Origin of the sequence: Mucilaginibacter aquatilis, from assembly GCF_009755275.1 — a bacterium.
Lineage (GTDB): Bacteria > Bacteroidota > Bacteroidia > Sphingobacteriales > Sphingobacteriaceae > Mucilaginibacter > Mucilaginibacter aquatilis.
The window spans coordinates 75,461-101,770 of record NZ_WQLA01000004.1; the positions used below are offsets into that span (position 1 = coordinate 75,461).

Consider the following 26,310-nt stretch of genomic DNA (forward strand, 5'->3'; position numbering starts at 1 on the left):
TAAACAAAAAACAATCGCAGTTTATGCAGGTAAGGCTTTGCCCTACCCCATTATTTCAAACCAATTTTATTTAACCAACAAGGTTTTACAGCAAAAAACAAAAGTTGTATGAGGAAGAACTATCTCAAAAATTATGCAATGTTGTGCCTGCTGCTCTTTATTTCGAGCTTTGCATTCGCACAAACCGGGGGCATAACCGGTAAAGTAATCGACGAAAAAGGCGAAGCTTTGCCTGGTGTAAGTGTTGTTATCACTGGCACTACTCAAGGCACCGTTACCGGCCCCGACGGTGTTTACCGGATAAGTAATTTAAAAACCGGCAGCTACACTGTAGCAGCGCAATTTATAGGCTACGAAAAAATAAGTAAAGCTGTTACTGTAAGCGCCACAGCTATGGCAACTGCCAATTTCCAACTAGCGCCCGATAACAAGGCTTTGGGGGAAGTAGTAGTTATAGGTTACGGTACGCAAAACCGTAAAGAAGTAACAGGTGCAATATCAACCGTTTCATCAAAAGATTTTCAAAAGGGTACTACAACCACACCTGCGGAATTGATTCAAGGTAAAATTGCTGGTGTATCAGTTAGTACCAACAGCGGCCAGCCGGGTGCAGGCGCTACTATACGTATACGTCAGGGTGCTTCGCTAAACGCCAGCAACGATCCTTTGATTGTAATTGATGGTGTACCAGTGAGTAACAATGCCATTTCGGGTGCTTCAAACCCATTGGCGTTGATCAATCCTGATGACATTGAAACATTTACCGTATTAAAAGATGCCTCGTCAACCGCTATTTACGGTTCAAGGGCATCAAATGGTGTAATTTTAATTACTACAAAAAAAGGCACTGCCGGTACACCACAGTTTACCTTTTCAACCAAAAATGCCATAGCATCAATGCGTAATAAAATTGACGTATTATCGGCTGATGAAGTACGCAACTATATTCGTAATTATGATGCTGCAAATGGTACCAACCGCTCATCATTTTTGGGTAATGCCAATACCGACTGGCAAAACGAAATCTATCAAAAAGCTTTTACATCTGATAATAACTTTAGTGTATCAGGCACTACCCACAAACTTCCTTACCGTGTTTCGGTTGGATATTTAGATGCTAACGGTTTACTTAAAACCGACCGTTTGCAGCGTACCACTGCAGCAATTCGTTTAAGTCCTAAGTTTTTCAATGACGCCTTAAAACTTGATTTTAACGTAAACGGAACTTATGCTAAAAGCCGTTTTGGCAATCAGGATGCCATTGGTGCATCAATTGCATTTGACCCTACGCAACCTGTTTACAAAACCGGCAGCCCTTTTAACGGCTATAACGAGTGGTATAACACAACTGCTGATGGCACTGTGGTGCTTAACCCTAACGCACCACGCAACCCGGTAGCACTGTTAAATGATAAATCAGACATATACAATGCCTACCGCAGCTTCGGTAATTTCACTGCCGACTATCGTTTTCCTTTCTTAACCGGCTTAAGGGCTAATTTGAATTTAGGTTACGATTTATCAAAAAGTGGTGGCAGCGTATTTGTTCCTGCTACAGCGGCCCAAGCCTATGCTAATGCCGGATCTAGCTACCAGTCACATCAAAAAAATTACAACACAACCGGCGAGTTTTATTTAAACTATGTAACCGATCTTAAATCAATTAAAAGCAATATCAATGCAACTGCCGGTTATGGTTACTACGATTTCCGTACGGTAAACCGCAATTATCCTCGCTACAACGCAGCGGGTGGCTTGTTAGCCGGTTCAACCCCTGTGTTTGCCTTTGATGTTCCGCAATACACGCTCGAATCATACTACGGACGTTTAATCTACACTTTTGACACCAAATACATATTTGCAGGTTCAATTCGTACAGATGGTGTTTCTCGCTTTTCACCAACCGAGCGTTGGGGTGTATTTCCGTCGGCTGCCTTTACCTGGCGCATTAGTGACGAGGACTTCCTGAAAACTTCAAAAACTGTATCTGATTTAAAACTACGCGTGAGCTACGGTATAACCGGTCAGCAGGATTTGGGTAACGATTACCTGTACCGCTATTTGCCTACCTACTTTGTGAGTAACAACGACTCTAAATACCAGTTTGGCAACCAGTTTTATAATATGTATACCCCATCATTCTATGATTCAAACTTAAGATGGGAAACAACAGCTACTACCAACGTTGGCTTCGACTTTGGATTCCTGAACCAGCGTATAAGCGGTAGCGTTGATGCCTATTATAAAAACACTAAAGACCTGTTATCATACATATTCCTGCCTGCAGGTACCAACTTTACCAACGGTTTGGTTACCAACGTAGGTAACATGGTAAACCGTGGTATTGAATTGAACTTAAACTTTGTTCCGGTAAAAACTCAGGACATTAACTGGACAGTGAACTACAACATTGCTTACAATCATAACAAAATCACCAACCTTTCTGCCACAGGTGTAAATGACAGCTCGGTAGGTAATGCAGTAGGCGGTATTACAGGTGGTACAGGTACAAATGTGCAAATACAATCCGTAGGTTATTCGCCAAATGCATTTTATGTATACCAACAGGTTTATGATCAAAAAACAGGCAAGCCGCTACAAGGCGTATTTGTTGATCAAAACAAAGATGGTGTAATCAACAACAGCGATTTATATCATTACAAATCGCCTTTCCCTAAATACATTATGGGTTTCAGCACCAACTTTAACTATAAAAAATGGTCGGCCTCTACTGTATTACGTGCAAACATTGGCAATTACATGTATAACAACGTTGCATCCAATCTTGGCACTCAAAATACCATCATTAGCACTGCAGGCAACTTAAATAATAATGCCAGCCGCGATTTGCTTAATACCGGCTTTACCAACAGCACTTATCTGTCAGATTATTACGTACAAAACGCATCATTCCTGCGCATGGATAACGTTGGGCTTAACTACAATTTTGGTAATATTTTTAAAGGACGCGGCTTAAAGCTAAATGTTGGCGCCAACGTGCAAAACGTATTCGTGCTAACCAAGTATAAAGGTCTTGACCCTGAAATATCAGGTGGTATAGATAACAAATTTTATCCTCGCCCGCGCACTTATACCTTGAGTTTAAACCTTGGCTTTTAACCCATAAAAGAAGAGAAGAGAAGAAATGAAAAAGAATATATGGAAAAATCTGGGTATTGCTGTTATAGTTTCAGCTGCCTTGGTATCCTGCAAAAAAGATTTAGACCGTACACCTACCAATGCTACTACAGCTGATGATGTGTACGCTACCCCAATAGGCTACAAGCAATCGCTTGCAAAGGTGTACGGCGCGTTTGCTTTAACCAGTAGCGTAGGTGCCGATAAATCAGATTTAGGCGGTATTGATGCCGGTACGTCTGACTTTATCCGCTTATACTGGAGTGCCCAGGAATGGACCACTGAAGAAGCTATTTGTGCATGGAATAATACAGATGTACCTGATTTCCATAACCTGAACTGGGGACCTAATAACACCTTGCTAAATGGTTTGTACAACCGTTGTATTTATCAAATTACGGTAGCCAATGCTTTCATTCGCGAATCTACAGATGAAAAGCTGGCCAACCGAGGCATTACCGGTGCCGATGCTGATAACGCACGTAAATACCGCGCCGAAGCGCGTTTCTTACGGGCTTATCAATACTGGGTATTGATGGATTTATTTGGCAATCCGCCTTATGTTGATGAAACAACACCTATTGGCAAATACCTGCCTGAGCAAATTACACGTGCCCGGTTATTTGCCTACATAGAGTCAGAATTGAAAGGTATTGAAAGTTCACTGGCAGCACCACGCCAAAACGAATACGGCAGGGCTGATCAGGCTGCCGCCTGGGCATTGCTTGCACGTATGTATTTGAATGCTGAAGTGTATTTAGGTAATGGAAATGCAAAATATGGCGATGCTATAACTTACGCCAATAAGGTAATTGGTGCAGGTTACACCCTAATGCCAAGCTACCAACGATTGTTTATAGCCGATAACAACCTCAATAACACCGAAACCATTTTATCGGTAAACTATGATGGTGTTAACACCCAAAACTACGGCGGTACTACTTATATCATCAATGCGGCAATAAACTCAGATATGAACCCGGCTAGCTTTGGTGTACCAAGTGGTGGCTGGGGCGGTAACCGCAGTACGCGCAATTTACCTTTGCTATTTACCGACCGTACCGGTACTACAGACAAACGCGCTTTGTTTTACGGCAATAACCAGGAGGTTAACAATGTAAATGATTTTACACAAGGTTTAGCCGTAACCAAGTTTAAAAACACTTTACAAAACGGTACAGCAGCACCATCAACCGGTGGCACTTACTGCTCAACCGACTTCCCATTATTCCGCCTGGCCGAAATGTATTTGATTTATGCTGAAGCGACACTACGTGGTGGCGCGGGTGGTAACGCAGCAACTGCGCTACAGTATATAAACGCTTTACGTACACGTGCTTATAGCGGCACACCTGCAGGTAACCTTACTTCAATAAACTTAAACAGCATACTTGATGAGCGTGGGCGTGAGTTGTACTGGGAAGGTTTCCGTCGTACCGATTTAATTCGTTATGGCCTGTTTACCTCGGGCACATACTTATGGCCATGGAAAGGCGGCATACGTGACGGCCGTGGTGTTGAATCATTCCGCACCCTTTTCCCAATACCAAGCAGCGATTTAAACAACAACCCTAATTTGAAACAAAACACAGGTTATTAATAAGCATCAGCATAATTATTATGAAGAAGATATTTTTTTCATTGATGGCAGCGGGCAGTGTAATGCTGCTCATGCTTGCATCCTGCAAAAAGGATGAAACAAAGGTTTATTCCTCATTAGGTAATGCAGGTAATTTAACCGCCTCAACCACTACACCTGCCCTGTCAAAGCCAACTGCAGAGAACACTGCCGTAACCTTTAACTGGCCGGCAACCCCGGTAAGCGGTTCGGCAGGTAATGTTACCTATACCCTGCAGGTTGATAAAAAAGGCAACAATTTTAAACTTCCACGCGAGATAGCAGCAGCAGGTACCACCACCGCAGTAAAAGTTGGCGATTTGAACAAAGCCCTGCTTAACCTTGGCCTTGTGATTGATGCACAGGCACAAGTTGAAGTAAGGTTAAAATCAAGCATTGCTCCAAATACCGATGCAGCTTATTCAAACGCAGTAACGCTTACCGTAATTCCATACTCGGCTGCGGGCTTTGTGTACCTGCCGGGTGCATACCAGGGCTGGTCGCCGGCTACAGCACCAAAGCTGGAATCACCTTTGGATAACAAGGTTTACGATGGTGTTGTAACCGTACCGTCAACGGTAACCAATTTTGAATTCAAGGTAGCTACCAAACCCAACTGGGATGAAAGCTTTGGCGGTGCAAGCGGACAATTAAGTGCAAGCGGCGCAAACCTTGTCTTTCCGGGAACGGGTACGTTTAAGCTTCATGTAGATCTTAACTCCTTTACTTACACCATAACTAAACAATAATGCTACGGGCAGTGCACCAACACTGCCCGTAATTCAAAAACCTGTTAAATACATGAAGATATTGAACAAAGTGCTCCCGCTAGCTATTTTAACAGTGTGTACAGCTGGTATAAGTTATGCACAAAACGTAGCTGTTAAAAGTGCAGGCAACGTGAGTAACGTGCAAATAAGCGGACAGCAGGTTAAATTAACCACGCAAAACGCATTTGCCGAAATAACGGTTTACAGCCCTTCGGTAATACGTTTGCGTATGGATAAGCAACCATTACAACCCGATTTTTCGTACGCTGTAATTACCAAGCCACAACCTAGCAAGGTTACTATCAATCAGGATGAGAATCTAATTAACATTGAAACAGATTCGGTTAAACTTGTGATTAGTAAAAAGCCTTACAGCGCTACCTTCTATACGCTGGATGGTAACATCATAAGCCAGGATGAAAAAGGAATGACTACATCATGGGTTAATGAATCGGTTACCACGTACAAGCACATGCAGGATGGTGAACGCTTTGTAGGCTTAGGAGAAAAGACCGGCAATCTTGATCGCAAAGGTAGCGGTTATACCAACTGGAACTCTGATACATTTGGATACCGCACCGACCAGGATCCTATTTATTCCACTATTCCGTTTTACATCGGCATACACCATAAGTTAAATTACGGTATTTTTCTTGACAACACGTTTCAAAGCGATTTCAACTTTGGCGCAAGCAACAACCGCTTTTCTTCTTTTGGTGCCCGTGGTGGCGAAATGAACTACTACTTCATCTACCACAAACACGTTGCTGATATTATAAGCTCCTATACCAATTTAACCGGCCGCATGAAAATGCCTCCTATGTGGAGCCTGGGCTATCAGCAAAACCGGTACAGCTACTACCCCGATACAGAGGTGTACCGCATTGCACAAACGCTACGCGAAAAGAAAATACCTGCAGATGGAATAACACTCGACATTCATTATATGGATAAATACAAAGTGTTTACCTGGGATAGAAATCGGTTTCCTGACCCGGCAAAGTTAACAGCTAAACTGAAAGACATGGGTTTGCATTTAACACTTATTGTTGACCCCGGTGTTAAGACAGAAGCGGACTACCCAGTGTATGAAGACGGCGTTAAAAACAACATATTTATAAAGTACGCCGACAGCACAAATTATACCGGACAGGTTTGGCCAGGCTGGTGTCACTTCCCTGATTTTACATCAGACAAAGGACGTACCTGGTGGCATGGACAGGTAAAAAAGTATGCCGACGTAGGTGTTGATGGTATTTGGAACGACATGAACGAGATTGCAACATGGGGCCAAAAAATACCCGATAACGTGTTGTTCAATTATGAGGGTAAAAACGTATCTCACCTGCAGGGGCACAATGTTTACGGCATGGAAATGGCTCGCGCCAGTTACGAGGGCTATCTGAAAGCTAATGGCAACAAACGTCCGTTTATGTTAACGCGTGCCGGTTATGCAGGATTGCAACGCTACACTGCAATTTGGACAGGTGACAACCGGGCCGAGGAAGACCATATGTTGTTAGGCGTACGCTTGCTAAGTAGCCTTGGCTTAAGCGGCGTTGCCTTTACCGGTATGGATATTGGCGGCTTTACCGGCAACCCTAATGTAGCGCTTTATTCCCGTTGGATGCAAATAGGCGCATTTAGTCCGTACTTCCGTAATCATACAGCTGTAAATACCAAGTCAGCCGAACCGTGGGCCTTTGGTGAGGAAGCGCTGGAGATTTCACGCAACTTTATAAACCTGCGTTACCGGTTGTTGCCATACCTGTATTCAACATTTTACCAAGCAACGCAAAGCGGCAACCCCGTGGTACGCTCATTGGCAATAGACTATACCTTCGATCCGAAGATTTATGAAACACAATTTCAAAATCAATATGGCTTTGGTAACAGTTTTATGGTTGCTCCTTTTGGAGGCGCTGATAGCTTCGGAGCAGTATACTTTCCTGAGGGTAACTGGTATAACCTGTATAATGATGAACGCATAAGCGGTAAACAGGAAAAGCTGACCAGAATTACTGTTACGAAACTTCCGGTTTTTGTGAAAGAAAGCAGTATAATTCCTATGCAATCGCTTATACAAAGCACTGCCGAAAAACCTACCGATACACTTACCCTACATATTTATAAAGGTAACCGCAACAACAACTTTGTGTATTATGAAGATGATGGCGAAAGCTATGACTACGAAAAAGGATCTTTCTATAAAAGGCTAATAACCTACAATGCATCGTTAAAACAAGTTGTAATTAATGAAGCAGAAGGCAACCGTGCGTCAAAGTTTAGATACATAGAAATACAACTGCACGGATTTGATGGAGTTGAAAAACTTAGCCTGAACGGGAAATCTTTAAAACCTAAAAAAGAATTTGTGTCACTTTTAATGCCTATCTCTACATTTGATCCGCAGGGAACGGATAATGTTGCAGAGGGAAGTAGTGTGCAAAGCTTAATTATTGATAATAATAAAGGCCGTATTGTACTAAGTTATTAACGAATTAATGCTAATAAAAGCCCTGCTGCAAAAGTTTGCAGCGGGGCTTTTGCATTTGGTATAATAAGTTCTTACCCATACTTTTGCGCATGTTTAACAGGTACGTATTAAGTTTACTTTGCTGGACGCTTGTAACGCTTGCTTTGCCGCAAATTAACATTGCGCAAAGTAAAGCGCCACTTATTGAGAGGCTTAAACAGGAAATTGCAAATAAGAAAAAATACGACCGGCAGAAAGAAGCCCTCATCGGCTCTTTGAAAAAACAACTTCAAAATACAGCTAAAACAAATACAGGAAGATCACTACAAATATGTGATGCTATATATGAGCTATACAGGTCGTATCAGTACGACTCAGCTTATGTATATGCCAATAAGTTTTTGCAGCTAAGTGAGGCGGCAAACCGCAAAGACCTTATTCACGAGGCTAAACTTAAAATTGCTTTTATTCTGTTATCTTCAGGCCTGTTTAAAGAAACGTTTGACAACCTTAAATCTGTTAACGCAAAACTATTAACCGATAGCGCCAGGTTTGAATATTATTCACTTTTAACGCGGGCAAACTACGATTTAGCTGCCTTCAACAGCGACACGCATTACTCACCCGGCTACAACACATCTGCCAACAAGTTTATTGATTCGGCTATAGCCTTAAGTAAACCTGGTTCATACGACTTTGAATACCTTTCGGGCTATAAAGCTTTGAAAAACAACGAGCGCGAATTAGCAGAAGCCACGTTTAATGCTTTACTAAAACAAAAACTCACACAGCATCAGTATGCCATTGCAACGTCAACCCTAAGCAACCTGTACGTTAACAACAATCCTCAAAAACGCACAGAACTACTGATAAATGCTGCGATAGGTGACATTAAATCATCAACCAAAGAAACGGTGGCTTTGCTATGGTTGTCTGAACAGCTTTACAAAGATGGTAACAGTAAAGATGCTTATGACTTTTTGCAACAGGCCATGGTCGATGCCGAATTTTACGGCGCACGGCTACGCCAGCTTCAAATAAGTACTGTACTGCCTATAGTAGCAGCTCAGCAGCTTAACTACTCGGAAACAGAACGCACGCGGTTCTTAACTTATCTTTTAATACTGACAGTGTTGGCAGCAGTTGTTATTGTAATAACCATTTTGCTATTCAAACAGTACAAGGCCCTTCAATTACAGGAAAAGGTTATTGAAGACAAGAATGCAGAGCTTAAGTCAATCAACAGTAAGTTACTGGAGGATGCAAAGATTAAGGAGGATTACATAGGCTATTTTTTTGACTCAATATCAAGTTATATTTCCAAATTGGAAAAGCTTAAACATTCGGTTGATACTAAGCTTACCCTTAAAAAGTATGATGATATAAGGTCAACCATAAACGATATTAACATCAAGAAAGAACGCGAACGACTATTTTATACCTTCGACCATGTTTTCTTAAAGATATTCCCAAACTTTATTAGCTCATTTAATGCGCTGTTTGAAGAAAAAGATCAGATTTGGCCGCGTGAACATGAGGCGCTAACCACAGATTTAAGAATTTTTGCTTTAATGCGTTTAGGTATTACTGATGTGCAGGCGGTTGCCAATATTTTGGAATACACTGAGAAAACGATTTATGTGTATAAAATGCGTATTAAGGCGAAAGCAAAAATTCATGGCGATGAGTTTGACCATCACATTATGAGCATTAAAGCTGTCAAAAACGTCTAATATCAATCCCATGAATTTTGATTTACACAAGCTTTATCAAATTGGCCAAAAACCGGTAAAAAAAATCATCGGCTTAATGTCCGGAACCTCTTTTGACGGTTTGGATATTGCGTTATGCGAATTTAGCGGTAGTGGCTTAACTACGAAGGTTAAAGTAAGCAACTTCATTACTAAAGGCTACGAGCCGGCCTTTAAAGAGGATTTAAAGTCTGTATTCGCCAAAAAAACCGTTGACTTAGAAAAACTTACATTGCTCAACGCTTTTATAGGCAACTATCATGCTAAGCTTATTAATGAGGCTTTAAAAGAATGGAAGGTTGGAAATGATTCCATTGATTTAATTGCCAGTCATGGCCAAACAATTTTTCATGCTCCTAAACACACCCACCCTAATAGTATATACGGCAATGCCACTTTGCAAATTGGTGATGCCGATCATATTGCCGTTTCAACAGAGATAATTACGTTAGGCGATTTCAGGCAAAAGCACATAGCAGCCGGTGGCGAAGGCGCCCCTCTAGCCGTTTATGGTGATTTACTTATTTTTTCTGACGATACAGAAAATCGTATAATGCTCAACATTGGTGGCATATCAAACTTTTCCTTTCTCCCTGCTGGAAAACCTGAGCGTTTCTTTTCTACAGATGTAGGTCCGGGTAATACCATGATTGATCAGTTTGTGCAAGCTCACTACCCAAGCATGTATTATGATGACGATTCACGTTTGGGGTTGAGCGGAAAAGTAAATGAGCAACTGTTGAATTCGTTATTGAACCACGACTTTTTTGCTGCCGAGTTTCCTAAAACTACAGGTCCTGAGCTTTTTAATGAAGCTTACTTGCAAAACGCAAAAGATCAAAGCGGCGTAGGGAAATTAACTAATGAGGACGTTATTGCAACGCTTACACATTTCTCAGCACACGGAATAATTAATGCTATTGAGAAAGCAACGGGCAATGTAAACGACTTTCAAATTTATTTAAGTGGCGGCGGCATGTACAACAAACTACTGGTATCGTTGATCGAAAAACGTCTCAATAAACAAATGAAGTCAACTGCTGATTTGGGCATACACCCTGATGCTAAAGAAGCGGTACTGTTTGCGTTACTTGCAAACGAAGCTGTATCGGGAAATTTAAGTAGCATGAAACTGGCAAACGGCATTCCCAACGTGAGTATGGGCAAAATTAGTTTCCCTCATTAACATAAATGTGTTAATATGCATTTTGAATTTAATATAATGTTACGCGAGTTTTAATTTTCGCTGTAGCTAAATCCTTTTTTCTTCTATTCTGTTATAGCCATAATTCAATAATCTAATTATGGCGCGCAAATTATTTCTTATCAATTGTATTTTTGCCTACCTCCTACTATCAAACAGCACTGCTAAAGCCCAACAATCTGTTGATCTTATAATGGACAACTTTACAAGTTCTGTTATATCACAAACCAATACGCTTCTAGCTAATTCAGCAATTGAAAGTTCAATGCGTAATGCCCGAAAGGGAAAATCAGCTAAGGCATTAGCAACAAAGGTGAATTTTAACTATACGCCAAATAAAGCCTTACAGCAAAAGGTAGTTCAGCAACTTGGAGATAACCTAAAAGCGCGCAACGCCGCAGCCGGACAGGCATTTTTCAATGCCTTGGGTCCAGGAAAGGCCGATTATAACCAACTATTTGCTCAAATGGTTCAACAGTCAGGATTACCGGCCAATAATGCCGCAACTGCACTGGCAGCCTATCTAGAAGTTGGTTATGTTGTTGTAAATAACGTTCAAAACACAACCAGCATAACTGCCGAGGTTGACAAAGCACTACAACGCCAAACAACAGCGCTGTTAAGTCAAAACAAACGTTTAACAACACCAACGGCAATTTCGCGCCTTGGAGAGGAATTAAAACTACAGGCAGTGGTACTTTACTTAGGTTGGCAAAGCGCCTTACAGGGTGGCCAGTCTGCACAATTTAGCTCGGGTATTGATCAGCAATTCAAATCCATGGGTCTTGATTTGACCAAAGTTAAATTGACGTCCAAAGGCCTTGTGAAAAAGTAAGAGTGTCAAAATTTAATAAATAATTCAACCACCTAACTAGTAGTAAAATTAAGTGTAAACGTAAAAAACATGCTGCTAATAGTATGGACACCTCTGCAGCCATCCGCTTTATGGCAACTATAATTTATACTTAAAAAGATTACCTTTACGCATCAACCCTCGTACATTATAGCCGACGGTACACAATTTTTTGATGGAGCAAAGTATTAACGAGAGCACGGAACAATTTCTTTCCGGTGGAGGAGAAATGGGTAAACTAATCCGTAGCATGGATTGGTCGAAAACAGCACTTGGGCCGGTAGAGTCATGGCCACAAAGTTTAAAAACATCGGTAAGCCTTTGTTTATCTTCCACATTTCCAATTTTAATAGCCTGGGGTCCCGAAACTATTCAAATTTACAATGATAGTTACCGCCCTATTTGCGGTGCCAAACACCCCGAATCAATGGGTCAAAACTTCAGAATTTGCTGGGAAACCGCTTTACCTGTTGTGGGTGATGCCTTTAGCCGGGGCGAACAAGGCGAGGGCACTTATATTAACGATCAGCGGATGTTTTTAGACAGGTATGGATACCTGGAAGAATCATGGATGACGTTTTCATTTGCACCTATACGTGATGAATCAGGTGGCGTGGGCGGCATCTTCCACCCTATTACCGAAACCACGGTAAAAATGCTTAGTGGTAGACGTACGCAAACCCTGAGAGAGTTAGGCGCAGCCTTAGGCAAAGCCAAAAATATGCAGGATGTTAATGCCATAACGTCCGACAAAGAAAGCGACTACCAACTTGATATACCTTTTTTAATGGTATATCAGTTAGACCATTCTACCAATACAGCACACTTAACTTCTGCTGCCGGGGTATCAAGTGCACCTCAGCTTGCTCCTTCCGTAATTTCATTAAATGATGTGAACGGCACGTGGCCCTTGCACAAAGCAAAAGCATCAGGGCAGATTGAACAGGTGAGTAATCTCACCGCTATTTTTGGTGATTATAGCTGCGAGCCTTACCCCGAGACACCTCAGAATGCTATGATTCTTCCGCTTAAAATAAGCGGACAGGACGACCTGTATGGTTTCATTGTAGCCGGTGTAAGCGCGCGCAGGGCTGTTGATGCTGATTATGTAAACTTCTACGAGCAATTATTAAACACTTACAATACCGCAATTTCTAACGTTTATGCTTATGAGCAGGAGCAAAAGCGTGCTGAAGCTCTTGCCGAAATAGACAAATCAAAAACTGCGTTTTTTAGCAACGTAAGTCACGAGTTTCGTACTCCGCTTACCTTGATGCTGGGCCCGCTTGAAGATTTATTGGCTAAACCCTCGTTAGGTGCCGATGTTAAAGCGCCGCTTGAGTCAACTCACCGTAACGCACTGAGGCTGCTAAAGTTAGTTAATAACCTGCTTGATTACAGCCGCGTTGAAGCTGGACGAGCGCAAGCCGCTTACCAGGAATTAGATTTGGCTGAGCTGACAACTGACCTTGCAAGCAGCTTCAGATCTATAATCGAAAAGGCGGGCATGGCGTTAGCAGTAGATGCCAAACCGCTGAAAAGCGCAATGTATGTTGACCGGCAAATGTGGGAGAAGATTGTGCTCAATCTCTTGTCAAACGCTTTTAAATACACCCTCGCCGGCTCCATTACGGTTGCACTTAAACAAGAAGGTTCATTTGCTGTATTAAGCGTCACCGATACAGGCGTTGGCATCCCTGCAAAAGAGCTGCCTCACATGTTCGAGCGTTTTCACCGTGTTGAAAATTCAGCCGGGCGTACCCATGAAGGTACAGGTATTGGGTTATCACTGGTGCATGAGCTTGTACACTTGCATGGTGGAGAAATTACGGTTGAGAGTGTTGAAGGTGAAGGCAGTACTTTTACTGTACGGATACCTACAGGAAAAGCGCATCTACCTCAAGACCGTGTTTTAGACTCGGCCAAAGAAACAGATTCAACTGCTTTAAAAGGGGCATTTTTACAGGAGGCTTTTAGCTTGTTACAGGAATCTACCCAAGCCCAATACAGGGCCGGAGATGACGTTGCGGCCGGAGATGTGACAGCACATCAGGATTTTTCGATAAGTAAAGATACCGTTATACTTATTGTTGATGATAATGCCGACATGCGCGCTTATCTAACTCGTTTACTGGAACCTTACTTTACCATTGCACTTGCCGTAAACGGCGCCGATGCATTGCAAAAAATCTACGAGCTAACCCCTGATTTGGTGTTAAGCGATATTATGATGCCGGTTATGGACGGTAAAGCCATGCTCGAACATTTAAGAAATAAGGTAGAGACCTCGCGCCTGCCTGTAATATTCCTATCGGCCCGTGCTGGTGAAGAAGCCCGCATTGATGGCCTTGAAGCTGGAGCCGACGACTATTTGGTGAAACCATTCTCCGCAGCTGAGCTTTTAACTAAAATACGTGCGCAAATTAAAATTAGTAAAACCCGCAATCATGCCGAACAGCAACTGCGTAACCTGTTAGTTGAAGCGCCCGTTGCCATTGCCATTTACCGTACGCCATGGCATGTAATTGAATTTGCAAACAAACGTATGCTTGAGTACTGGGGACTCACTGCCGAACAAGCGTTTAATAAGCCTATACTCGAAGCTATTCCTGAACTTAAAGCACAGGGCTTTGGCAACATTATGGATGACGTTTACAAAACCGGCGAAAGGTTTGTGTCTTCAGAGGTTAGTCTTAGTTTTAACAAGCTTGGCCGTAAAGAAGATAGCTATATAAACCTTACTATTGAGGCGCTTAAAGATGAACAGGCGAACATCACAGGGATGATTGTAGTGGCAGCTGATGTAACAGAACAGGTAGTTTCGCGTAGAGAGTTAGAAAAAACAACTGATACACTTAAACTTGCTTTAGATGCTTCAAGGCTTGGTACCTGGCGCACAGATTGGGGCACTGATAACCTTATTCTTTCGGATATTGCAAGAAGTACGCAAAGCTTACCTGTTGATGAAACCATCAAGTTCAGTGAAGCTATGGAAATTGTGGCACCCGAACACAAAGCGCCGTTGTTGCAAGCTATTGAAAACGCAGTAAGCGCAAAAGGGCGCTTTAGTTATGACTATCAAATTTTGCCGCCGGGTGGCACGAGGCGCAAATGGCTCAACACAACAGGTAAGGTGGAATTGGACGATAATGAAAACGTCATTGGTGTAATAGGAACCATTTTAGATATAACCGAATCTAAAGAAGACAGCCAGCGTAAAGATGATTTTATAGGAATGGTAAGCCATGAACTAAAAACACCTTTAACATCATTAAGCGGTTACTCGCAACTTTTACAGCTTCATGCCGGACGAAAAGACGATGTTTTTGCCAAAGAAAAATTGGTTAAAATATCGGCCCAGGTTAAGAAAATGAATAAGCTTATATCAGGCTTTTTAAATGTATCGCGCTTAGAAGCCGGCAAAATACATTTGAACATGGAAAGCTTTGACCTTAGCAAGCTCGTAAGCGACACTGTTGAAGATGCTGAAAGTGCAACCGGATCACATGAGTTGATTTATGAATCGTCGGGGCAATTAACCGTTCAGGCCGATATTGACAAGATTGAGTCGGTAATCTTCAATTTAATCAGTAACGCTATAAAATATTCACCCCGTCAGCAACAAGTATTTATCAAATCGTATACTAAAGATAATTATGCGGTAGTTTCAGTTTCTGATAAAGGTATGGGCATTAAACCCGATGATCAGGAAAAATTGTTTGAGCGCTACTATCGCGTGGAAAGCAATCAAATGCAACAGATTTCCGGTTTTGGTATAGGATTGTACTTAAGCGCCGAAATTGTAAAAAGGCATAAAGGCGAAATTTGGGTTGAAAGTGAACTCGGAAAAGGTTCAACATTCTTCTTTAAGTTACCATTGTAAATGAAATACAACAAAATGTAGCAGGCTAATCAAATCGACGCCTGCTGCATTTTATATATTACAGCTTCCAGTCGGGCCGTTCAAAGTGGCAGGTATAGCCAAAAGGATATTTTTGCAAATAATCCTGATGTTCTTCCTCAGCCACCCAAAAATCACTTACAGGCACAACCTCGGTAACAACTTTGCCCGGCCATTTGCCTGATGCGTCAACATCTGCAATTACCTGTTCGGCTATAGCTTTCTGCTCCTCGTCAATATAAAAAATTGCCGAACGGTAAGACGTTCCTATATCGTTACCCTGCCTGTTACGGGTTGTTGGGTCATGTATCTGGAAGAAATATTCAAGAATCATTCTATACGATATTACATCAGCGTCAAATGTAATTTCTATTCCTTCGGCATGAGTGCCATGATTACGGTATGTTGCGTTTGGCACATCGCCACCGGTATATCCAACAACCGTTTTAGTTACCCCAGGTTGTTGCCGTATCAGTTCCTCAACTCCCCAAAAGCAACCTCCAGCCAAAACAGCTTTTTGCGTATTCATAATTATAATTTTATCTTATTGTTCAACTGTTGTGCCGCGTTATCATTTGTCATGAAATTCGGCGTGATTTCAAAGCAGGAACCCACTCATCTTTGTCACATCTTTTGCATGTACCGCCATGTTGTCTTGTTTCAACGTTACCACAAAAGGTGCAAGCATATTCACCCTCTTTGTCTATTTTATTTGAGCGCAAACTGTATGGTTTTGGTAAAACCGGTAATCCGGGCCTTACTTCCTCATCTTCAAAAAAGAAAAAGCTTACCTGTCCGTTTGTTTCCAGTAATGCGGTACGTACCTGCCCAACATGTTCAATGCTCTGATTTCTCATTTCAGCAAAAAATTCATCTTTGGCAAACGTATTATCAGTCTCCTCCTGCAGGGTAAACATTCCATCTTCGATGATATACATTGGCTCGCCTTCCAAAATATTCTCAAAACGCTCGCTATTAGCCGCAATGTAAGTGAGTACTCGGTAAAACAATAAAATTATTCCAAACACCAACAATGAGGGCAGTATAGCTACATCTTTGGTGAACATGGGGTCACCGGCTGCCGATCCGAGCGCTATAATGATGGCTACCTCAAAAATGCTTAGCTGCCTAACCCCTTTTTTACCCGAGAGGCGTAAAAGAATTAAGATGAAGGCAAACATTACCATGGTGCGTATTACTATCTCAAGTGCATAGCTCCAGTCTAAATCATTTAACAATAACGTATGCCAGTCAATATTCATCGTAATTAGTTAAGTTTCATATTAGTTAACAACAGCACTTTGGTTGCATTGTTGTTGCAACAAGCAAATAGTTGTAACTATTATAGCGCAGCATGCCAACAATTTTCATACACCTAAGCTTTAGTATTTATGCTTCACGAAAAAACCATAGATCAGCTATTAACCATACACGAAATATATCACGAACCTAACATACGTGAGTTTGCACGCGGCCGAGAAATTTTAGCTAAATACCCGGATGCGAAATTGATTGAAGTACCGGCTCATAATAAAATTCCGGAACTGTTTGGCTTTGAAGGAGCGGTTGAAGACTGGCTGTGGAACAAAAAGAACGTTTTGATTTTGGGCAGTAAACACAGCTTGAGTGCAAGGCCCAACACCCGCAGCTCGCATTGGGTAGCGCCGTCGCAGTCAAACGGTTGTACTATGTCATGTTCTTATTGTTATGTGCCGCGCCGTAAGGGTTATGCTAACCCCATAACCATATTTGTAAACATTGAAAAGATAATGGGGTACCTTGAGCGCCACGCTGCCCGGCAAGGTAAAAAACTTATACCCGACTTAACCGACCCTGAATACTGGGTATATGAAATTGGCGAAAATGGTGACTGCAGCGCCGATGCCGCCATTTGTGATAACGTGAAAGACCTCGTACAGCAGTTTCGCAGCATCCCAAATGCTAAACTTACGTTTGCAACCAAATTTGTAAACCGGCAAATGCTTGATTATGATCCGCAGCGCAAAACGCGTATACGCTTTAGCCTTATGCCTCATCAAATGTCAAAGCTGGTTGATGTACGCACTACGCCTATAAGCGACCGTATTGCAGTAATGAACGATTTCAGAGAGGCCGGCTACGAAGTTAACGTAAGTTTTGCACCTGTAATTTATTATGAGGGCTGGCTTGATGATTGGCGTAGATTGTTTGACGAGATGAACGACGTGCTGGACGATGAGACAAAGAAAAAACTAGTTACTGAAATAATTTTCCTTACACACAACGAACAACTGCATGATGTAAACATGAACTGGCATCCTAAAGCCGAAGAAGTGTTATGGCGACCGGATATACAACAGGTTAAATATAGCCAAAGTGGCCAGCGCAATGTGCGGTATAAAAATAATACCAAACGTGAGTTGGTAAACGAGTTAGTAAATCTTTGTACCGAGATGATACCTTATTGCGGTATACGTTACGCATTTTAAAATGGATAAGCCAAGCTACCTCAATTTTGACATAAACAAGTATCACTGGAAAGCCGATATTGACTACAGGCTACACCCTGAACTTTACAAAGTTGGTAAGGGAGAACAAGGCGTGTTAATTTGTGAGCCATACAAAAGTGAAATTGGCAAATATTGGAGATTTAAGGATCAGGACATTGCCAACGAAAGCAGCCAAAAGATATATCAAATGTTTAAGGAGTATGTTAACGTAAGCGATTTTGTTGGCGCCGACATGGCGCGAAAGTATTTACAAATGGGCTATACCCGTGCCAGGCGTTACGCCAACTACAAAGGGGGCCTGAAATATGATAAGCAAAACAATTACAAACAACTGGAACGCGGCACCGGTGAGAATGAAAAAGCTGCAGCCGCAAACATTTTCTACGAAAAATGGAAGCTGGCCGAAGCAAACGACAATTACGCCGCTATGAAAAAAAAATGGAAGCATGAAAGGGGTTAAAAAGCAAAACCTACCAAGCAAAGTTTGTGCAGTATGCGGTAAACCATTTACCTGGCGAAAAAAGTGGGAACGGGTTTGGGAAGATGTCAAATATTGTTCAGACAGGTGTCGTGCCAATTCAAAAAAAGCAGTTGTTTAGTCTTATGCATATGTTGCTCACTACTATGTGATATTTATCGCTTTTGAAACGGTTTAAAGCTGTTTGAGCACCTTTTGACTTTGATTGCTTACAATTATTCCTCTTATTTGCAAAATGGACGTAATCGAATTATTTGAAAAAGGCAGTGAGCTTGCATATAAGTCGTGCATTCCGCATGTGTCTGTCGATTGCGTTGTATTTGGATTTCATCAATCTTCGTTAAAAGTATTGTTGCTTAAAATGAAGGGCTTTGATAAATGGGGGCTTCCAGGCGGTTACGTTAAAACAAACGAAGACCTTAACAACGCCGCTCACCGAATTTTAAAGGCCCGTACCGGTGCAACTGATTTATATCTCGAACAGTTCAATGTATTTGGCAACGTTGGCCGTTCCGAAGCTGATATGGCTCACTTGCCCCAAAGATTTTGGCAGCGTCAGCGTTTTGTTTCGGTTGGTTATTATGCATTGGTAAATTATGGCGAAATCACACCCGTTACCGATCGCATATCCGAGAGCTGCGAATGGCGCGATATAGACGATTTGCCCGAACTTATGATGGATCATAAAGAGATCATGAACAGTGCCCTTCATACTCTCAGGCGTAACATAAACTACACCCCTGTTGGTTTAAACCTGCTCCCGCGCGAGTTTACCATGCCTCAGTTACAGCGTTTATATGAAATCATTTTGGGTAAAGCGCTTCACCGCGGAAACTTTCAGCGTAAAATTCACAGTTTTAATATATTAAATAAGCTTGATGCTACGCCCAGCAAAAATGCACACCGCCCTCCTATTCTCTACAGCTTCAACACCGATCGCTACAATGAAGCTTTGCAAAACGGCCTAAAGCAAGATTGGTAGCCCTTTTAAAGTGAATTATATTCTTTGTAACAATCCGAAAATTAATTTGCAAAAGTAATGCAGGCTTTTATCTTTGTCTCTCAATGAGACATACTACTTCATTGTAAAGTTTTTGAGGTTTTATGTATTGTAGTTCGTCGCAATAAATTATTTCGATAAATTGCATTGGGTAACTTACCAATTTAATTACCAACACAACCAATTTTAGATTAACCTGCTTTTATGGCAACCAATACTTACGATGCAATAGTTGTGGGCTCCGGTATTTCCGGCGGCTGGGCAGCTAAAGAACTGACCGAAAAAGGACTTAAAACCTTAATGCTTGAGCGCGGCCGGAACATTGAACACATTAAAGACTATGTGAACGCCAATACCGCCCCTTGGGAATTTGCACACCGGGGTAACGCTACCCAGCAAATGAAAAAGGATTACCCGGTTATTAAGCGCGATTACGTACTCAACGAAACCAATTTAGATTATTGGGTTAACGAGCACGATAGCCCTTATATTGAGAAACAACGCTTTGACTGGTTCAGGGGTTACCATGTTGGCGGCCGCTCACTGATGTGGGGAAGGCAATCATACCGCTGGCACGATACAGATTTTGAGGCCAACGCTAAAGATGGTATAGCAGTAGACTGGCCTATCCGTTACAAAGATTTAGCGCCATGGTACAGCTATGTTGAACGCTTTGCTGGTATATCGGGTAATAAGGATGGTATTCCAATTTTACCGGATGGCGATTTTATGCCGCCTATGGAGCTCAACGTGGTTGAAAAAGATATCGCTGCCCGTATTAAAAGTTTATATAAAGGATCAAGGCATATGGTAATTGGCCGCGTGGCTAATATTACCAAGCCGCATGAAAACCGTACCAATTGCCAGTATCGTAATAAATGTTGGTTAGGCTGCCCGTTTGGTGCTTACTTCAGTACGCAATCATCTACCCTACCTGCAGCTATGCGTACGGGCAACTTAACCCTGCGCCCGTGGAGTATTGTTACCCGTGTTTTATATGATAAAGACACAAAACTTGCTAAGGGAGTTGAGGTGCTTGATGCGGAAACCAATAAAACTTACGAGTACTACGCCAAAGTTATCTTCCTTAATGCTTCAACAATCAATACTGCCGCCGTGCTTATGCGTTCGGCTAATGATGTATGGCCCGGAGGCTTAGGTAGCAGCAGCGGTCAGCTTGGTCATAATATTATGGACCATCACTTAAATGTAGGTGCATGGGGCCAGGTTGATGGTTATGAGGACAAATACACTTATGGCCGCAGAGCTAATGGTATTTACATTCCGCGTTACCGCAACCTTAACGGGGAAAAACGTGATTACATCCGCGGTTTTGGGTACCAGGGTTCGGCCTCACGCGAACGTTGGAGCCGTAATATACCTGAGCTTAGCATCGGCGCTAAATTTAAAGATGAATTAAGCGAACCGGGAGGCTGGAGTATGGGTATAGGTGGGTTTGGAGAGGTACTTCCATACCATGAGAACCGTATGTGGCTTGATAAAACCACTAAGGATAAGTGGGGACTATCTGTACCGGTTATTGATGCTGTTGTACGCGATAATGAAAACAAAATGCGTATTGACATGATGAACGATGCGGCCGAAATGCTTGAAGCAACGGGCGTTAAAAATGTAAACTCATACAATGATACAGCGGTATTAGGCCGTGGTATACATGAAATGGGTACTGCCCGCATGGGTCGTGATCCAAAAACATCGGTACTTAATGAGTTTAACCAGGTTTGGGATGCCAAAAATGTGTACGTGACCGATGGTGCCGCCATGACTTCGGCAGCATGCCAAAATCCGTCACTTACTTATATGGCACTAACTGCCCGTGCGGCAGATCATGCAGTTTCTGAATTGAAGAAAATGAATATCTAATACCTACCTCACAAAGCCTTAAAATGGAAGAGAATTCAGATCAAAAAAATGCTCAAACCTCACGGCGCAATTTTTTAAAAACCGGTGCTGTAGCAGCTGCCGGGTTTATGATTGTTCCACGCTATGTGTTGGGCGGAAAGGGTTTTACTGCTCCTAGCGACAGATTGATTATTGCCGGCATTGGTGCCGGTGGCAAGGGCGAAACCGATATTGCCAATTTTTATAAAAGTGGCAAGGCCGAAATTGGATACCTGTGTGATGTTGACGACCGGAGGGCAGCCAACTCTGTAAAGAATTTTCCGAAAGCAAAATATTATAAAGATTGGCGCGAGCTTTTTGATAAAGAGCACAAGCATATTGACGCAGTATCAGTAGCTACGCCCGACCATAACCACGCCATTATTACCTATCATGCTATGCAGCTAGGCAAGCATGTGTATGTTGAAAAGCCTTTAACCCATGATATTTGGGAGGCCCGTATGCTCACCGAAGCTGCCAAAAAATACAAGGTTGTTACGCAAATGGGTAATCAGGGTGCCTCAAATGATGGTACCAGGCTATTATCAGAGTGGTATGACGCCGGTTTGATTGGCGACGTGCACACCGTTTATTGCTGGACTAATCGCCCGGTATGGCCGCAGGGTATTTCTTGGCCGGGAACAGGCGCAACCATACCAAAAGAATTAAACTGGGATTTATGGCTGGGAACGGCACCTTATAAAACATATGTAGATAAACTGGCACCTTTCAACTGGCGCGGCTGGTGGGATTACGGCACCGGAGCACTAGGCGATATGGGTTGTCACCTTATCGAAGCTCCTTTCCGTGCCTTGGGTTTACAATATGTTAAATCAGTACAAGCCAGTGTAGGCAGTGTTTATGTGGATGAATTTAAGAAAGGTGTATTTCCTGAAAGTTGTCCGCCATCAAGCCATGTGACGCTTACATTTCCTAAAACCAATAAAACCAAAGGTGAAGTTGCACTTCACTGGATGGATGGCGGTATACAACCTGAACGCCCTGATGAATTAGGCCCTAACGAAAAATGGGGTGGCGAAGACGGTAATGGCACCTTGTTTATAGGTACTAAAGGTAAAATGTATGCCAGCACTTATTCAACAGCTCCAACCCTGCTTCCAAAATCATTAACCGAACAAGCAAAAGCGCCGCAAAAATGGGCCCGCGTACCAGGCGGATCGAACGGCCACTATACACAGTGGGTGGAAGCCTGCCTTGCCGGCTATGGTAAAAAAGAACTAAGCTCACCTTTTGAGGTTGCTGGTCCGCTTACTGAGGCCTTGCTTATGGCCAACCTGGCGGTACGCGGGCATGATTTACCCGGAGGCCAGTTCAAGTATGAGTGGGACAACAAGGCCATGAAGGTTAGCAACTTCAACGAGGTTAACCAATTTGTGAAACGCAACTACCGCAATGGTTGGGAATTAGAAGCATAACTATCGGATTATATAAGACATATTTTATGAACAGACGAGAAGCTTTAAACCGTGTAGCCTTACTGGTAGGCGGTTCAGTTATAGGAGCCGATTTCTTTTTATCGGGTTGCAAATCCGGGAGTTCGGTTGATACCGAAGATCTATTCAATCAGCAAACGCAGGCATTCTTAAACGAAGTAGCCGACACCATATTACCGCGCACTCAAACACCGGGAGCCAAAGATGCCAACGTAGGTAACTTTATGGCCGTAATGGTACGCGACTGCTATGCCGATGACGATCAAAAAGTATTTAAGAAAGGCATTAAGCAGTTAGAAGACGCTTGCGATAAGAAATTCAAAGTTGGCTTCATGGAGGCAACAGTTGAGCAACGCACGCAATTGCTTACCGACCTTGATAAAGAACAGGCTGCATATAGCAAAACAAAAGAGAAAGAAGCGCCAAACCATTACTTTACGATGGTTAAACAGCTTACCCTTTTGGGTTACTTTACCTCAGAGATTGGCTGTACAAAAGCGCAGCGCTACTTGCCGGTACCAGGCAAATATGATGGTAACTACCCGTATAAAAAAGGTGATAAAGCCTGGGCGCTAGCCTAAATAATATAAACATCTACTATGAAATTAAGATTAGGAATGATAGGCGGAGGCCAGGGCGCATTTATTGGTGCCGTTCACCGCATAGCCTCCCGTATCGATGATGAATACGAACTGGTTTGCGGTGCTTTCAGCAGTAATGCCGAACGCTCTAAAGCCAGCGGCATTGTGCTGGGTATTGATGAAGGCCGCGCTTATGCCAGTTATATTGAGTTAATTGAAAAAGAGAGTAAATTAACTGCTCATGAACGCGCACAGGTAATCAGCATAGTAACTCCAAATCATGTTCATTTTGAGCCTGCAAAACTTGCGCTCGAAAACGGCTTTCATGTAATACTTGATAAGCCGATGACGCTTACACTTGAGGAAGCAAAGGAGTTAAAAGAAATTTCTGACAGAACAGGTAACCTGCTTTGTCTTACCCATACCTACACCGGCTATCCAATGGTAAAACAAGCACGCGATTTAATTGCCGCTAATCACATAGGTAAAGTAAGAAAGGTATATGCAAAGTATCCGCAAGGCTGGTTGAGTTCTTTGGCCGAAGCTACTGATAATAAACAGGCATCTTGGCGCACAGATCCGTCACAGAGCGGCATTGCTGGTGCCATGGGTGATATTGGCACACACGCATTTAACCTTATTGAGTATGTAACGGGCTTATCTGTAAGTCATTTATGTGCCGATATTAATGTTGTAGTTCCCGGACGACGCCTTGATGACGATGGTGCCGTGTTGCTGCGTTTTGATGGCGGCGCCAGTGGAGTTTTAGTAGCCACCCAGGTAGCTGCAGGAGCCGAAAACAATGTACAGATAGGTGTTTATGGCGAAACCGGCGGCATAGAATGGCAACAGGATGATTTGAACTCACTTATTGTTAGATACACCGACAAGCCGGCCGAGATATGGCGCACTGGCGGCGGTTACACATCAACCGCGGCTATGTTTAACACACGCACTCCGGCCGGTCACCCTGAAGGATACCTTGAAGCATTTGCCAACATTTACCGCAATTTTGCTTTAACTATTAAAGCTATTGGTAACGGCGAACAACCTTCGGCTCAAATGCTAGACTATCCGGGCTTGAACGAGGGTGTAAGGGGTATGGCATTTATTGAGAATGTGATTGCTTCAGGAAAATCAGAACAGAAGTGGACACCATTTACCATCTAAATATCTATGTTAACAATTAAAGGACCAGCCATATTCATTGCACAATTTATTGGCAACGATGCGCCGTTTAATGATTTGAAATCAATAGCGCAGTGGGCTTCCTCATTAGGATATAAAGGACTGCAGTTGCCAACCGGCGATGCACGTTTTATTGACCTGCAAAAAGCTTCCGAAAGTAAAACTTACGCTGACGAGGTAAAAGGCATTGTGAATGAAGCAGGTTTGGAAATCACAGAACTTTCTACTCATACGCAAGGACAGTTAGTGGCTGTCAATCCGGTTTATAACGAATTGTTCAACGCCTTTGCCCCTGCCCACTTGCACAATGATTTTAAAGCAAGGCAGGAATGGGCTGTACAGCAAGTAAAACACGCTGCAAAAGCATCACAAAATTTAGGATTGCAGGCAAGTGTAACCTTTAGTGGTGCACTTGCATGGCCATTTGTTTATCCATGGCCGCAGCGCCCGGCCAATTTAGTCGCAGACGCATTCGACGAATTAGGCAAGCGTTGGAAACCCATTCTGGATTTTTATGACGAATGCGGCATTGACCTTTGTTACGAACTACATGCCGGTGAAGATCTTCATGATGGCGTTACATTTGAAATGTTTCTTGACCGCGTAGGTCAGCACAAACGGGCCAACCTGCTTTATGATCCATCTCATTTTGTACTGCAATGCCTCGATTACTTAGCGCATATTGATATATACCACGAGCGCATTAAAATGATGCACGTAAAAGATGCGGAGTTTAACCCTACAGGTAAACAAGGCGTTTACGGAGGCTATCAAAACTGGGTTGACCGGGCTGGTCGTTTCCGTTCATTGGGAGACGGTAAGGTTGATTTCAAAGCGATTTTTAGCAAAATGGCACAATATGATTTTCCGGGCTGGGCAGTATTAGAATGGGAATGCGCCCTTAAACACCCAGAAGATGGCGCGCGTGAAGGAGCAAAGTTCATTGCCGACCATATCATACGCGTAACCGACCATGCATTTGATGACTTCGTATCGTCAGGCGGTAACCCCACACTTAACAACAACTTATTAGGAATACAATAATCTATCATGAAAAAAACGTTTTTTTCTTTTGCCATTGCTTCAGTTTGTTTGGTTGCAGTTTCATGCGGCGGCTCAACATCGGGCGATAAAATTAGCACCGATACCACTCACGGAACCGACCAAAACGCCGTTGCGCAAAACCCTAACGCCGCACAAGATACCGCGGGCAGCATTGGTACCGAAAACACAGCTACAAGTGTGGCTACTAACTCTAAAGGTGCAAGCCTTATTGCATCATCAGATTGTTTAAGCTGCCACAAGGAACACGATAAACTGGTTGGACCATCATACGCCGAGGTTGCTGCAAAGTACACCAATGCCGATATTGATAAGCTGGCCGACAAGATAATCAAAGGTGGTTCGGGAAGTTTTGGTGAAGTACCTATGTCACCCCACCCGGCTGTTTCTGTTGACGATGCCAAAGAAATGGTTAAATATATTCTTATGGTTAAGTAGTAGCACT

At 42.7% G+C, this 26,310-nt stretch carries 20 protein-coding genes; 18 read left to right on the top strand and 2 right to left on the bottom strand.

The features are described from left to right. The first annotated feature begins 108 nt into the window (after window positions 1-108). From GO816_RS11300 to GO816_RS11335, 8 genes are all read left to right on the top strand, one after another. Complete coding sequence (locus tag GO816_RS11300) at window positions 109-3,120, top strand: SusC/RagA family TonB-linked outer membrane protein (protein ID WP_157542041.1); 3,012 nt, start codon at window positions 109-111, stop codon at window positions 3,118-3,120. 25 nt (window positions 3,121-3,145) lie between these two features. Beyond that, a complete protein-coding gene (locus GO816_RS11305; RefSeq protein WP_157542042.1) occupies window positions 3,146-4,738 on the top strand; it encodes a RagB/SusD family nutrient uptake outer membrane protein in 1,593 nt (530 codons plus the stop codon). A 20-nt stretch (window positions 4,739-4,758) separates the two neighbouring features. Continuing rightward, complete coding sequence (locus tag GO816_RS11310) at window positions 4,759-5,505, top strand: SusE domain-containing protein (RefSeq protein ID WP_157542043.1); 747 nt, start codon at window positions 4,759-4,761, stop codon at window positions 5,503-5,505. Window positions 5,506-5,557: 52 nt separating this feature from the next. Continuing rightward, window positions 5,558-8,023, top strand: a complete 2,466-nt coding sequence (locus GO816_RS11315) for a glycoside hydrolase family 31 protein (protein ID WP_157542044.1) — start codon at window positions 5,558-5,560, stop codon at window positions 8,021-8,023. Window positions 8,024-8,112: 89 nt separating this feature from the next. After that, window positions 8,113-9,735, top strand: a complete 1,623-nt coding sequence (locus GO816_RS11320) for a DUF6377 domain-containing protein (protein WP_157542045.1) — start codon at window positions 8,113-8,115, stop codon at window positions 9,733-9,735. Window positions 9,736-9,745: 10 nt separating this feature from the next. Further along, the gene (locus GO816_RS11325; protein ID WP_157542046.1) at window positions 9,746-10,939 is read left to right on the top strand and encodes an anhydro-N-acetylmuramic acid kinase; all 1,194 of its coding nucleotides are present in this window, start codon (window positions 9,746-9,748) and stop codon (window positions 10,937-10,939) included. 118 nt (window positions 10,940-11,057) lie between these two features. Then, window positions 11,058-11,792 carry a DUF6683 family protein gene (locus tag GO816_RS11330; RefSeq protein WP_157542047.1) on the top strand — a complete coding sequence of 245 codons (735 nt, stop codon included), beginning with the start codon at window positions 11,058-11,060 and terminating at the stop codon, window positions 11,790-11,792. Window positions 11,793-11,985: 193 nt separating this feature from the next. Further along, window positions 11,986-15,693 carry an ATP-binding protein gene (locus GO816_RS11335; RefSeq protein WP_157542048.1) on the top strand — a complete coding sequence of 1,236 codons (3,708 nt, stop codon included), beginning with the start codon at window positions 11,986-11,988 and terminating at the stop codon, window positions 15,691-15,693. A gap of 58 nt (window positions 15,694-15,751) precedes the next feature. Here GO816_RS11335 and msrA read toward each other — a convergent pair whose 3' ends face one another. Then, the gene (msrA, locus tag GO816_RS11340) at window positions 15,752-16,240 is read right to left on the bottom strand and encodes a peptide-methionine (S)-S-oxide reductase MsrA (RefSeq protein WP_157542049.1); all 489 of its coding nucleotides are present in this window, start codon (window positions 16,238-16,240) and stop codon (window positions 15,752-15,754) included. 49 nt (window positions 16,241-16,289) lie between these two features. Further along, the gene (locus GO816_RS11345; RefSeq protein WP_157542050.1) at window positions 16,290-16,973 is read right to left on the bottom strand and encodes a DUF421 domain-containing protein; all 684 of its coding nucleotides are present in this window, start codon (window positions 16,971-16,973) and stop codon (window positions 16,290-16,292) included. A 129-nt stretch (window positions 16,974-17,102) separates the two neighbouring features. On the opposite strand from GO816_RS11345, the gene GO816_RS11350 reads away from it, so the two are divergent. The 10 genes from GO816_RS11350 to GO816_RS11395 all read left to right on the top strand — a co-directional run bounded on the left by GO816_RS11350 (window position 17,103) and on the right by GO816_RS11395 (window position 26,303). Beyond that, window positions 17,103-18,179 (top strand): spore photoproduct lyase family protein, encoded by a 1,077-nt coding sequence (locus GO816_RS11350; protein WP_157542051.1) that lies wholly within the window; start codon window positions 17,103-17,105, stop codon window positions 18,177-18,179. Between the two features lies 1 nt (window position 18,180). Beyond that, window positions 18,181-18,660, top strand: coding sequence for a DUF4385 domain-containing protein (locus GO816_RS11355; protein ID WP_157542052.1), 480 nt, complete (start codon window positions 18,181-18,183; stop codon window positions 18,658-18,660). Further along, window positions 18,647-18,799, top strand: coding sequence for a DUF2256 domain-containing protein (locus GO816_RS11360; protein WP_157542053.1), 153 nt, complete (start codon window positions 18,647-18,649; stop codon window positions 18,797-18,799). Before GO816_RS11355 ends, GO816_RS11360 begins: the two co-directional genes overlap by 14 nt. 114 nt (window positions 18,800-18,913) lie before the next feature. Beyond that, window positions 18,914-19,660 carry an NUDIX hydrolase gene (locus GO816_RS11365; RefSeq protein ID WP_157542054.1) on the top strand — a complete coding sequence of 249 codons (747 nt, stop codon included), beginning with the start codon at window positions 18,914-18,916 and terminating at the stop codon, window positions 19,658-19,660. Window positions 19,661-19,882: 222 nt separating this feature from the next. Beyond that, window positions 19,883-21,562 (top strand): GMC oxidoreductase, encoded by a 1,680-nt coding sequence (locus tag GO816_RS11370; protein WP_157542055.1) that lies wholly within the window; start codon window positions 19,883-19,885, stop codon window positions 21,560-21,562. Between the two features lie 23 nt (window positions 21,563-21,585). Next, the gene (locus tag GO816_RS11375; protein WP_157542056.1) at window positions 21,586-23,016 is read left to right on the top strand and encodes a Gfo/Idh/MocA family oxidoreductase; all 1,431 of its coding nucleotides are present in this window, start codon (window positions 21,586-21,588) and stop codon (window positions 23,014-23,016) included. Window positions 23,017-23,042: 26 nt separating this feature from the next. Next, complete coding sequence (locus GO816_RS11380) at window positions 23,043-23,615, top strand: gluconate 2-dehydrogenase subunit 3 family protein (protein ID WP_157542057.1); 573 nt, start codon at window positions 23,043-23,045, stop codon at window positions 23,613-23,615. A gap of 18 nt (window positions 23,616-23,633) precedes the next feature. Next, complete coding sequence (locus GO816_RS11385) at window positions 23,634-24,785, top strand: Gfo/Idh/MocA family protein (protein WP_232336557.1); 1,152 nt, start codon at window positions 23,634-23,636, stop codon at window positions 24,783-24,785. 6 nt (window positions 24,786-24,791) lie between these two features. Further along, the gene (locus GO816_RS11390; RefSeq protein WP_157542058.1) at window positions 24,792-25,847 is read left to right on the top strand and encodes a sugar phosphate isomerase/epimerase family protein; all 1,056 of its coding nucleotides are present in this window, start codon (window positions 24,792-24,794) and stop codon (window positions 25,845-25,847) included. 6 nt (window positions 25,848-25,853) lie between these two features. Then, entirely contained in the window at window positions 25,854-26,303 is a 450-nt protein-coding gene (locus GO816_RS11395) for a c-type cytochrome (protein ID WP_157542059.1), read from the top strand. Window positions 26,304-26,310: the final 7 nt, after the last annotated feature.